Consider the following 11794-nt stretch of genomic DNA (forward strand, 5'->3'; position numbering starts at 1 on the left):
TGTTGCCGGTGCCGGGCCGCCCCCGACCCCTGACGGGGGCGGCCCGGCGGGTCTACGCGAGATGCCCCGGGCCGAACGCCTGCGGCAGCATCTCGGCCATCGTCCGGATGCCCTCGGGGGTGTCGAGGAGCAGCTCCGGCCCCCCGGCCTCGTACAGCAGCTGCCGGCACCGGCCGCACGGCACCAGGCTCCGGCCCTCGCCGTCCACACAGGTGAAGTGGGTCAGCCGCCCGCCGCCGGTGGCGTGGAGCTGGGAGACCAGCCCGCACTCCGCGCACAGCGACAGCCCGTACGAGGCGTTCTCCACGTTGCAGCCGGTGACCGTGCGTCCGTCGTCGACGAGCGCCGCGACTCCGACGGGATAGCCCGAGTAGGGGGCGTACGCGCGGGTCATGGCCTCGCGGGCCCGACGGCGCAGCGCCTCCCAGTCGAAGCCGGCCGCGGCCCCGGGGGCGGTCACTTGCCCTGGCCCTTGCGGTAGCGCATACCGTCGGCTTTCGGCATCCGCAGTCTCTGGGCGGAGAGCGAGAGCACGAGCAGCGTCACCACGTACGGGGTGGCGGCCACGAACTCGACCGGCACGGTGTCGGTGCTGAGGAACCAGAGCAGCACGCCGACGGCGATGACCGCGCTGGCTCCGGCCTGGATCCAGCTCTTGCGGTAGGCCTTCCATCCGGCGATCGCCAGCAGCACGAGGACCAGCAGCAGGAGCATCACATGGACGGTGCTGCCGCCGTTGCGGAGCTGGAGCGCGTCCGCGTAGCCGAACAGGCCCGCGCCCATGGCGAGTCCGCCGGGCCGCCAGTTGCCGAAGATCATCGCGGCGAGGCCGATGTAGCCGCGGCCGCCGGTCTGGCCCTCGTTGTAGATGTGCGAGGTGACCAGCGAGAGGAACGCGCCACCCAGTCCGGCCATGCCGCCGGAGACGATCACGGCGATGTACTTGTACTTGTAGACGTTGACGCCCAGCGACTCGGCCGCGATCGGGTTCTCACCGCAGGAGCGCAGCCGCAGACCGAACGAGGTCTTCCACAGTACGACGAACGTCATCACGAAGAGCAGTACGGCCACGATCGTCAGCAGGGACAGATTCGTGACCAGTCCGCCGAGGAAGCCCGCGACGTCCGAGACGAAGAACCGGCGTTGGCCTTCCTTATCGATCTCGATCGAGTTGAGCCAGTCGGAGAGCCCGGGCACGGTGACCGTGGTGATCTCGTCGGCGGGCGGTGACTGCTTGGGGCTGCCGCCCTTGGCCGCCGCCTCACCGCTGTTGAACCACAGCTTGGCGAAGTAGGTGGTGACCCCGAGCGCCAGGATGTTGATCGCGATACCGGAGATGATGTGGTCGACGCCGAAGGTGACGGTGGCGAGCGCGTGCAGCAGACCGCCGAACATCCCGCCCAGCACACCGGCGAGCACCCCCAGCCAGGGGTCGGTCTGCCAGCCGGCCCAGGCGCCGAAGAAGGTGCCGAGGATCATCATGCCTTCGAGGCCGATGTTGACCACGCCCGCGCGCTCGGCCCACAGCCCGCCGAGACCGGCGAGTCCGATCGGTACGGCCATGGAGAGCGCGGCGGTGATCTGGCCGGACGCGGTGAGCGCCCACCAGTTGCCGGCCTCGGCGTCCGGGATGAGGTCGAGGGTGGTGCCGATCCAGCGGATCGTGGACAGCGCGAGCAGCGCGCCCGCCGCGAGCAGCAGGATGACCGGGAAGGAGAGGCGGGTGCGGCCGCCCTTGCCGCTGCCGCCGCTCAGCTGGGGAGCCGCGGGCGGCGGGGTGGAAGTCGCCGTGACGGTCACGCCGACACCTCCTGCTTGTCGGAGTTACGGGCCTGTGCGGCGAGTTTCGCGCCGACCTGCCGCTGCTGGCGCCTGAGACCGTAGCGGCGCACCACTTCGTACGCGATGACGACGCACAGGACGATCACGCCCTGGATGACGCCGACGATCTCCTTGTCGTAGCCCTGGAATTCGAGCTGCCCGCTGCCGCGCTCCAGGAAGGCCCACAGCAGCGCGCCGAGCGCGATGCCGACGGGGTTGTTGCGGCCGAGGAGGGCGATGGCGATACCGGTGAAGCCGATGCCGACGGGGAAGTCGCCGCTGTACTCGTACGAGTCGTTGAGCAGCGTCGGCATACCGATCAGACCGGCCATGGCGCCGGAGATCAGCATGGAGGTGACGACCATCCTCTTCACGTTCACACCGCTGGCCTCGGCCGCGCTGCCGGACTGGCCGACCGTACGGAGATCGAAGCCGAAGCGGGTGCGGGAGAGGGTGAACCAGAAGGCGATGCCCGCGACGATCGCGACGACGATGAAGCCCCAGACCGGGGCGGGCGTCGTCGGGAACTCGAAGAAGTGCGCGGACTCCGGGATCGGCTTGGTCGAGATCTTGGTGCCGGCCTGGTCGAGATTGCCGAGGCGGCCCACCTGGAGCAGATAGCCGATGATCGCCGTGGCGATGGCGTTCAGCATGATCGTGGAGACGACCTCGCTGACGCCCCGGGTGACCTTGAGGACACCGGCGATCCCGGCCCACATCGCGCCGACGATCATCGCGCAGAGGATGATCATCACGATCTGGAGGGGGCCGGGGAGGGTCAGCGCGCCGCCGAGGGCCGCGGCGAAGAAGGCCGCGAGGCGGTACTGGCCGTCGACACCGATGTTGAACAGGTTCATCCGGAAGCCGACGGCGACCGCGAGTCCCGCGAGGTAGTACGTGGTGCCCTTGTTGAGGATGTAGACCTGGCTGTCCGACTTGCTGCCGTAGTCGAACATGATGCCGAAGGCGCTGAAGGGCTGTTTGCCGGTGGCCGCCAGCACGAGGGCGGTCACCAGGAACGCGACGACGATCGCGAGCAGGGGAGCCGCGAGCCCCAGGAGCACCCGCTCCTTGTCGAACTTCTTCATCGGTCCTCTCCCCCGTTCTGAGGGCCGTCGCCTTCGGGGGTCTCATCGGCGGGGGTCGCGTCGGCGGCGGGTTCGGTGGCAGGGGGTTCGGTGGCAGGGGGTTCGGTAGCGGGGGGTTCGGTAGCGGGGGGTTCGGTGGCAGGGGGTTCGGTGGCAGGGGGTTCGGTAGCGGGGGGTTCGGTAGCAGGGGGTTCGGTAGCGGGGGGTTCCGTGGCGCCGGTACGGGCCGGGGGCTGGGCCTCCGGTCCGGCTGCGGCGCCGGCGTCCGCGCCGGTCCCGGTCCCGGTCTCGGGCCGGGGCCCGGGGACGGTGTCGTCGGTGGCTTCGAGGCGGCCGGTGGCCGAGCCCGTCATCGCCGAGCCCAGCTCCTCCGGCGTGATCGCGGCGGGGTCGGCGTCCGCCACCAGCCGGCCCCGGTACATCACCCGCAGGGTGTCGGAGAGTCCTATCAGCTCGTCCAGGTCCGCGGAGATCAGCAGGACGGCGAGTCCCTCACGGCGTGCCGCCCGGATCTGGTCCCAGATCTGCGCCTGCGCGCCGACGTCCACACCCCGGGTGGGGTGCGCCGCGATCAGCAGCCGGGGGGCGTGGCTCATCTCCCGGCCGACGATCAGCTTCTGCTGGTTGCCGCCCGAGAGGGAGGCGGCGGTGACGTCGATCCCGGGGGTGCGTACGTCGTACTCCCGCACGATCCGCTCGGTGTCGGCGCGGGCGGCCTTGAGGTCGAGGAACGCGCCCTTGCTGTTGGGCTTCTCCGTGACATGGCCGAGGATGCGGTTCTCCCACAGGGGGGCTTCCAGCAGCAGTCCGTGGCGGTGGCGGTCCTCGGGGATGACGGCCATGCCGTCCTCGCGCCGCTTGCGGGTGGGGGTGCCCGAGATGTCCTCGGTGCCCAGGGTGAGCCGGCCGCTGTCCAGTACGCGCATCCCCATGATCGCCTCGACCAGTTCGGACTGGCCGTTGCCCTCCACACCGGCGATGCCCAGCACTTCGCCCTGGTGGATGGTGAAGTCGATGCCGTCGAGCACCGCGCGGACGACACCGTCCGGATCGGTGGCGGTCAGCCGCAGGTCCTCGACCGTGAGCATCGGGACATCCGTGACCGTCGACTCGCGTGTCTCGGGCGAGGGCAGTTCGCTGCCGACCATCAGCTCGGCGAGCTGCTTGGCGGTGGTGGTCGCGGGGTCGGCGGTGCCGACCGTCGTGCCGCGCCGGATGACGGTGATCTCGTCGGCGACCGACAGCACCTCGCCCAGCTTGTGCGAGATGAAGATGACGGTCAGGCCCTCCGCCTTCAGCTCCCGCAGATTGTCGAAGAGCGCCTCGACCTCCTGCGGTACGAGTACGGCGGTGGGCTCGTCCAGGATCAGCGTACGGGCGCCCCGGTAGAGGACCTTGAGGATCTCCACCCGCTGCCGGTCGGCGACGCCGAGGTCCTCGACGTAGACGTCGGGGCGCACATTGAGGCCGTACGCGTCCGAGATCTCCCTGATCCTGGCGCGGGCCCGGTCGCCGATCCCGTGCAGCTTCTCCGAGCCGAGGACGACGTTCTCCAGCACGGTGAGGTAGTCGGCGAGCATGAAGTGCTGGTGCACCATGCCGATGCCGCGCGCGATGGCGTCGCCCGGGTTGTGGAACGAGACCTGTTCCCCGTCCACCGCGATCGTGCCCTCGTCCGGCTTCTGCATGCCGTAGAGGATCTTCATCAGAGTGGACTTGCCCGCGCCGTTCTCGCCGACGAGAGCGTGGACGGTGCCGCGGCGCACGGTGATGTCGATGTCGTGGTTGGCCACGACTCCGGGGAATCGCTTGGTGATGCCGCGGAGCTCTACGGCATGAGGACTGCTGGACGCTTTGATGGCGCACTCTCCCTGGGCAGGAGCGGAGGAGCAGAGGCGGGTGGCGGGGTGGTGCCGGTACGTGGTGGCGAAAGCTATCGCGTACCCGAAAAACTACGCGCGTAGCGCTGCCGAATCGTTGAAGAGCCCGGGGCCTGCGCGGACCGGGGCCCGGAGGAGCGGCACGGCCGCACACCCGGGCCCCGTTCAACGGGCGGTTCAGGTCGTGGTCTTGACCGTGATCGTGCCGTCGACGATCTTCTTCTTGGCCTCGTCCAGCTTGGGCTGGAGGTCCTTGAGGTGGTCGCCGGTGGTGGTGAGGCTGACACCGTTCTCGGCGAGCGAGTACGTGTGCGTACCGGTCAGCGGCTTGCCGTCCTTGACGGACTTGGCCAGCTCGAAGACGCCGGTGTCGACGTTCTTGACGACGGACGTCAGGATCGTGGACTTGTACTTGGCGAGGGCCGGGTCCAGGGCCTGGTCCGAGTCGACGCCGATCGACCAGGAACCGGGCTTGTTGGCGACGGCCTCGATCGAGCCGGCGCCGGAGCCGCCCGCCGCCGCGTAGATGACGTCGATGCCCTTGTCGAGCATGCCCTGGGCGGCCTGCTTGCCCTTGTCAGGGCTGCCGAAGCCGGAGAGGTCCGTGCCGGTGGTCAGGTACTGGATCTGCACCTTGGCCTTGGGGTTGGTCTCCAGCACGCCCTGCTGGAAGCCCGCGGCGAACTTCTTGATCAGCGGCAGGTCGACGCCGCCGATGAAGCCGATCTGGCCGTCCTTGGACTTCAGCGCGGCGGCGACACCGGCGAGGTAGGAGCCCTGCTCCTCGGTGAAGACGATGCTGTCGACGTTCTTCAGCTCGGAGACCGAGTCGATCAGGCCGAACGTCGTCCTCGGGAACTTGGCCGCCACCTTGTCGACCGAGTCCTTGTAGGCGAAGCCGACGGCGACGACGGGGTTGTAGCCGCCCTCGGCGAGGGAGGTGAGGCGGGCCTCGCGGTCGGCCGGGGTCTCACCGTTCTTCGCGGTGAGCTCCTTGGTCTCGGCGTCCAGCTCGGCCTTGGCCTTGTCCAGGCCGCGGGCCGCGGAGTCGTTGAAGGAGTTGTCGCCACGGCCGCCCACGTCGTAGGCCATGCCGATCTTGAGCTTGTCTCCGCTCGACGTGTCCGAGTCGGTCGACGACTCGCCACACGCGGTGGCGGTGAGGGCGAGGGCCGCGGTCGCGATACACGCGGCAGTGATCTTGGATACCCGGCGCAAGAGGAGGAGTCCCTTCGAGACTGACCGAAAGCGCCTCTTCCGGCGCTGGTTTTGCGGCGATCGTAACGCGCGTAGATGTCAGTTAAAGACCTGTTCATGAGTCGTTATCGGATCGTCGTGAACAGGGTAGCCCCGGGAGGGTGAGGGTGCCTGTCGAGCGATCTCGGGCGTCCGGCAGCGGGTGCCCTCAGTCGCCGGACGGGCTGTGGTCCGGCTGCGGAGGCCCCCGGTCCGTGACGGTGCCCCGAAGCACGATCCGTCCTCGCCGGACGGGCCGGGCAGCCACCTGCGGAGGCCCCCCGGTCCGCGACCGAACTCCGCGGCACCCTCCGTCCTCAAACGCCGGACGGGCTGGAGCAGTTCGACGCTGACGTGGAACGGCTCGCCCGGGGCTTCGTCAGCCAGCCGCTGCACCTCGCGGTCCCGGAGATCCGTACCGTACGGGCGGAGGCGTTCCGGTTACTCGAAGGCCGCCAGCATCCCGGCCAGACACGGCATCTGTATGTGATCGCGGGCTGGCTGTGCGGCCTTGCGGCGCATGTGTCGCTCGACCTCGGTGACCGTTCCTCGGCTGCCACGCACGCTCGGACCGTGGTCCAGTGCGCGGAGATCGCAGGGCACTCGGGACTGCGGTCTTGGGCCCGGTCGTTCCAGTCGCTGGCCGCCTACTGGGCGGGAGACTACGGAAGGGCGGCAGACCTTGCGCGGGCCGGGAGGGAGGAGGGTCGGGGCTCCGGTTCGGGGACGATCAAGGCCCGGCTGCTGAGTCTGGAGGCGCGGGCCCTGGCGGTCGGCGGAGACGGGCGCAACGCGTTGCGTTCTCTTACGCTGGCCCATGAGTCACGAAGCGGCGCGGAACCGGATGAGCTGTCCGGGGTCTTTTCGTTCCCAGAGGCGAAGCAGTGGGCCTACACCGGCACCACACTGCTGACGGTCGGGGGCCCCGAGCAGATCCAGCAGGCGATCACCGCGTCCAACCGCGCGGTGGACCTGTACCAGGCCGGTCCGGAAGGGGACCGCTCTCCCGGCGACGTGCACGCCGCCCACTTGGACGATGGCGATCGTCTCCACCAACAGCCGGACCGACAAGCGGGAACTGGAGACCCTCTGGAGCCGGTCCGCCGGTGACGTACTGGGCATTCCGGAAGGGCCGGCCCGAGTGCAGTTGTCCGCCCGCTTCACTCTGGAGGACGCGTCGGCGGTACTCGGCGCGGTCTTCACCGATATCCGCACGATCCCCCTCCCCGGGGTGATCGCGGTGACCGATGCCAACCCGGTTGTCGCCCACTTGTCCTCGTACGAAGCCTGGGCGGATCAGATGGGCGTCCCGTTCCGGGAATCCGTCGAGCGCGCCCGCGAGCGGGTCGAGGAGACCATCCGGGCGGAGGGAGCGTTCCGCATCACGTGTCTGGGCGGCATCCTCGTCTGCCGAGGGGTGTGACTGGTCGGGACGCAGGCTGCGTGAACCCTATGGACCAGACGTGGACCACGGCCCGCTCGCAGCACCCTCTTGAAAACCAAGCCCGTCCGGCGATTGAGGACGGAGGGTGCGCCGAGGCGCGGTCGCGAGGTGTGAAACCCGCACGACCAAGCCCGGCGCAGCCCAGGGACGGTCACGGAACCGGGGACGGTCACGGAACCGGGGACGGTCACGGAACCGGGGACGGTCACGGAACCGGGGACGGTCACACAAACCAAGCCCGTCCGGCGATTGAGGACAGACCATGCGCCGGAGCACCTTCGCGGGAAGGAGAACCCGCACGGCCAAGCCCCGCGCAGCCCACGCACCGTCGCGGGGTGTGAAACCCGCACGACCAAGCCCGGCGCAGCCCAGGGACGGTCAGGGGAGAGCAACCGGCCCCGGGGGCGGGGAACTACGGAGCCGTGGGAAGAAGCGCCGCCGCGGTGAAGAGCTCGACGCCCACGCGAATCGATTCCTCGTCCGCGTCGAAGTCGCCCCGGTGCAGATCCCTCTTCGCCGTGTCCCCGGGCGTCCGCACCCCCAGCCTCGCCATCGCGCCCGGCACATGCTCCAGGTACCAGGAGAAGTCCTCGCCGCCGAGGCTCTGTTCGGTGTCCTCGATCGCGTACGCACCCCGCCGTACCGTCTGCGCCTCGCGCAGCAGCTCGGTGACCACCGGGTCGTTGACGACCGGCGGCACCCCACGGATGTAGGTGATCTGCGACTTGGCCCGGTGCAGCGTCGCGATCTCGTCGATGGCCGCGTGCACCAGATCGGGGGCGGCGCGCCAGCCGGGCAGATCGAGGCAGCGCACGGTTCCGGACAGCTCCGCGTGCTGCGGGATCACATTGCAGGCGTGGCCGGACTCGATACGGCCCCAGGTGACGGCGAGCCCGGACCGCGCGTCCACCCGGCGTGCCAGCAGCGCCGGCACCTCCGTGACGATCTTCGCCGCCGCGGTGACCAGGTCGGTGGTCAGATGGGGGCGCGCGGTGTGCCCGCCGGGCCCGTCGAGGGTGATTTCGAGCCGGTCACACGCCGAGGTGATCGGTCCGGGCCGCAGCCCGATGACCCCCGCGTCCACCCTCGGGTCGCAGTGCACGCCGATGATGCGCCCGACACCCTCCAGGACGCCCGAATCGATCGCGTCGGGCGCTCCGCCCGGCAGGACCTCCTCGGCGGGCTGGAAGATGAGCCGTACCGGCCGGGGCAGCAGCCCCTGCCGGTGCAGCTCGGCGAGGACGAGCCCGGCGCCGAGGACCGTGGTGGTGTGGATGTCGTGCCCGCAGGCGTGCGCCCGGTCGGGGACGGTGGAACGGTACGGCACGCCCACCTTGGTGTCGGGGATGGGCAGCGCGTCGATGTCCGCGCGCAGGGCCAGCGCGGGGGTCACGCCGTCCCAGGAACCGATGTCACACATGAGTCCGGTGCCGATGCCGAGGACGCGCGGCTCCAGGCCCGCCTTCTCCAGACGGGCCTTGATCGCCGCGGTCGTACGGAACTCCTGGTTGCCCAGCTCGGGGTGCATGTGCAGATCGCGCCGGAAGGCGATCAGCTCGGCGCGCAGGGATTCGGACAGCGTGCCGGGGAGTTCGACGCTCCCGGGCAGATCGTTTTCGGACTCTCGGGACATCAGTTGGTTCACCTGTTGAAGAGTAGGGCCAGGCAGGGGTCAACTGACCACTGATCAACAAAAGTTCCATCCGATAGGGGAAGGAAAGGTGGCCCCGAGGTGCATGATTCTGCGCTTGTGTGGGTAAACTCACGCCTCCTTCCGACCGTACATGCTGTCGCCCGCCTTCGCCCGGCGGGAGGCCGCCCGGGGGTCCGGGCAGGCGGCCCGGCCGGGGCTCGGCGGGCGGCCGGGCGGCCGGGCCCGACCCGTTTCCCCGAGACGCCCCAAGGGATTCCTCACGGATTACCTCCCACCGTTCCGGACAGCCGCTCGGCCCCCGACGCGGTGTCCGTGACCCCTTCCAGGAAACCCCGGGCCCTCGGAGGGGCACCGTCTCTGAGCCATTCCGGCGCGATATCACAGACGGCCACCTTGACGCCGGAGCCCGCGAGCGCCAGCGGCAGCGTGTGGACGACGGTGGACGGGAAACTGAGGACCGTGGCGCCGATCGGCCCGCGCCGGGCCACCAGCTCCAGCGGCAGCTCCGGCCGGACGATCACGAGTCCGGTCTCCGCGGCGATCCGGCCGAGCTTGTCGCGGCTCTCGCGCCGGTGGGCGAAGTAGCGCGCGGCCCCGTGCGTACGGGCCAGAACGCGGACGGCCTCCACATAGCGGTCCGGGTCCACCACCCCCGTCTCCACGAGGGATGTGCCGATCAATTCCGCACCCGGGGTGAGCCGCGGCGGGCCGAAGCGGGCGCGTGTCCAGTCGAAGCCGTTGGGGGTGACGGTGATCCCCGGCGGCGGCTCCACGGGCATCGCGGTGAAGATCTCGACCCCATGGGCCGTGGACGGCGTCAGACAGCGGCGCGCCAGGAGGGAGACGGGTGCGAGCGCCATCTCGCGCGGGCCGCGCCTGCCGCCGCGCCGGTGCCAGCGCTCCAGCCGCTCGCCCCGGGCGAGCTGCGCCACGAACTCCATGGTGGCGGTGCCGTCGTCCACGACCGTCAGCTCGGTGCTCGCGCGTACGAAGGTCAGCAGCAGCTGCACCAGGCGGGAGAAAGGGTCCCCGATCACGATCCGCCCGGCCCTGTGCAGCAGCGGGGCGAGCCGCCGTACGGCCTTCAGCGGCCCGCCCGCCCCGCCGCGCGCCTCCTGCCAGTCCACGGTGACGCCCTCCGCCCGGGCGAGGTCGGCCATCCGGCTCAGCTGCCCCCGCGTCGGAACGTCGGCCGGGGGCAGCACGACCACGGTGAGCCCGCGGTCCCGGCCGGAGCCCGACTCCCCGGACGGGGCGGCGCCTCCCGTGCCGCCCGGCGCGGAAACGGGCGTGGACGGCGCGGGAACGGACGCGGACGGCGCGAGGCGTCCGTCCCGCCGTCGGTGTGCCCACTCCAGGACGTTGAGGAGCTGGACCGGGCTCTCGACGAGCGCGAGATTCATCTGCGGGGAGGTCACTTCGCGGGGCGGGCGCGGGCGGTTCAGACCGTGGCCGGTTCGCGGTCGCCCGACTCCGCCACGACGCCGGGCACCCGGCGCAGCTTCTTCATCGGGGCCAGCTCCGAGGGGTACACCTGCTTCACGCCGTCGCCGAGCGCGGTCTCGATCGTGCGGATGTCGCGGACCATGCGCGCCAGACCGCCCGGCTCCACGGACGCGGCCTGGTCGGAGCCCCACATCGCGCGGTCGAGGGTGATGTGCCGCTCGACGAAGGCGGCGCCGAGCGCGACGGCGGCCAGGGTGGTCTGGAGGCCGGTCTCATGCCCGGAGTAGCCGATCGGGACGTTCGGATACTGGGCCCGGAGGGTCTCGATCACCCTCAGGTTCAGCTCCTCGGGCCGCGCGGGGTAGGTCGACGTGGCGTGGCAGAGCAGGACGTTGTCGCTGCCGAGCACCTCGACCGCGTGCCGGATCTGGCGCGGGGTCGACATGCCGGTGGACAGGACGACCGTCCTGCCGGTGGCGCGCAGGGCGCGCAGCAGTTCGTCGTCGGTGAGGGACGCGGAGGCGACCTTGTGGGCGGGCACGTCGAACTTCTCCAGGAACGTGACGGCCTCCGTGTCCCACGGTGACGCGAACCAGTCGATGCCGCGCCGGGCGCAGTGCTCGTCGATACGGCGGTAGTCGTCCTCCCCGAACTCCACGCGGTGGCGGTAGTCGATGTACGTCATCCGCCCCCAGGGGGTCTCGCGCTCGATGTCCCACTGGTCGCGCGGGGTGCAGATCTCGGGCGTGCGCTTCTGGAACTTGACCGCGTCGCAGCCCGCCTCGGCGGCGGCGTCGATGAGCGCGAGGGCGTTGTCGAGGTCACCGTTGTGGTTGATGCCTATCTCGCCCGTGACGTAGACGGGGTGGCCGGGACCGGCGGTCCGGTCGCCGAGGGTGCGCAGACGGGACGTGCTCATGGTGCGGTTCCTTACTGTGCGAGGTGCGAGGTGCGAAGGGGGTTCCGTTGTGTGCGGATTCATGGGGAGACGGCGACATCGGCATGAGCCGCCCGGAATCCGTACGGGGCGATCCGTGCCGGTGCCGTGTCCGTATTCGTGTTCGTGTCCGTTCCGTGGGGAGCGGGTGAGGTGGGTACGGGGCAGGGGGTCACGGCCCTGCGCGCTGCCGGGCCGGGAGGGAGCGGGGCCGGGCCCGGGAGGAGGTCGGGCCCGGGAGGAGGTCGGGCCCGGACGCCGTGTCGAGCCCGGGAGCGGGATCACGCC

The 11794-nt window shown here is 70.5% G+C and carries 9 protein-coding genes and 1 pseudogene; 2 read left to right on the forward strand and 8 right to left on the reverse strand.

Annotated elements, in window-relative coordinates:
* Positions 1-52: 52 nt before the first annotated feature.
* The 5 genes from ACFYT4_RS11060 to ACFYT4_RS11080 all read right to left on the reverse strand — a co-directional run bounded on the left by ACFYT4_RS11060 (position 53) and on the right by ACFYT4_RS11080 (position 6007).
* Positions 53-460, reverse strand: coding sequence for a cytidine deaminase (locus ACFYT4_RS11060; RefSeq protein WP_389267254.1), 408 nt, complete (start codon positions 458-460; stop codon positions 53-55).
* Positions 457-1800, reverse strand: coding sequence for an ABC transporter permease (locus ACFYT4_RS11065; RefSeq protein WP_389267255.1), 1344 nt, complete (start codon positions 1798-1800; stop codon positions 457-459). The genes ACFYT4_RS11060 and ACFYT4_RS11065 overlap by 4 nt, the downstream gene beginning before the upstream one ends.
* Positions 1797-2909 (reverse strand): ABC transporter permease, encoded by a 1113-nt coding sequence (locus tag ACFYT4_RS11070; RefSeq protein ID WP_389267256.1) that lies wholly within the window; start codon positions 2907-2909, stop codon positions 1797-1799. Before ACFYT4_RS11070 ends, ACFYT4_RS11065 begins: the two co-directional genes overlap by 4 nt.
* On the reverse strand, positions 2906-4702 hold the full coding sequence (locus ACFYT4_RS11075; protein ID WP_389267258.1) for an ATP-binding cassette domain-containing protein: 1797 nt from the start codon (positions 4700-4702) through the stop codon (positions 2906-2908). Before ACFYT4_RS11075 ends, ACFYT4_RS11070 begins: the two co-directional genes overlap by 4 nt.
* A 264-nt stretch (positions 4703-4966) precedes the next feature.
* The gene (locus tag ACFYT4_RS11080) at positions 4967-6007 is read right to left on the reverse strand and encodes a BMP family protein (protein ID WP_389267260.1); all 1041 of its coding nucleotides are present in this window, start codon (positions 6005-6007) and stop codon (positions 4967-4969) included.
* Positions 6008-6379: 372 nt separating this feature from the next.
* Here ACFYT4_RS11080 and ACFYT4_RS11085 point away from each other — a divergent pair, with 372 nt between their 5' ends.
* Both ACFYT4_RS11085 and ACFYT4_RS11090 read left to right on the forward strand, forming a co-directional pair.
* Positions 6380-7135: a hypothetical protein gene (locus tag ACFYT4_RS11085; protein WP_389267261.1), complete on the forward strand. Its 756-nt coding sequence runs from the start codon at positions 6380-6382 to the stop codon at positions 7133-7135.
* Positions 7062-7448 (forward strand): annotated as a pseudogene (locus ACFYT4_RS11090) (SAM-dependent methyltransferase); the annotation flags it as partial. The gene ACFYT4_RS11085 and the pseudogene ACFYT4_RS11090, both read left to right, overlap by 74 nt.
* Before the next feature lie 433 nt (positions 7449-7881).
* On the opposite strand, the gene ACFYT4_RS11095 reads toward ACFYT4_RS11090, so the two are convergent.
* The 3 genes from ACFYT4_RS11095 to ACFYT4_RS11105 form a co-directional block, all read right to left on the reverse strand.
* A complete protein-coding gene (locus ACFYT4_RS11095) occupies positions 7882-9102 on the reverse strand; it encodes an amidohydrolase (protein WP_389267367.1) in 1221 nt (406 codons plus the stop codon).
* A 278-nt stretch (positions 9103-9380) separates the two neighbouring features.
* On the reverse strand, positions 9381-10526 hold the full coding sequence (locus tag ACFYT4_RS11100; protein ID WP_389267262.1) for a hypothetical protein: 1146 nt from the start codon (positions 10524-10526) through the stop codon (positions 9381-9383).
* 38 nt (positions 10527-10564) lie between these two features.
* A complete protein-coding gene (locus tag ACFYT4_RS11105; RefSeq protein ID WP_389267263.1) occupies positions 10565-11488 on the reverse strand; it encodes an N-acetylneuraminate synthase family protein in 924 nt (307 codons plus the stop codon).
* Positions 11489-11794: the final 306 nt, after the last annotated feature.

Origin of the sequence: Streptomyces sp. NPDC004609 (assembly GCF_042873655.1) — a bacterium.
Lineage (GTDB): Bacteria > Actinomycetota > Actinomycetes > Streptomycetales > Streptomycetaceae > Streptomyces.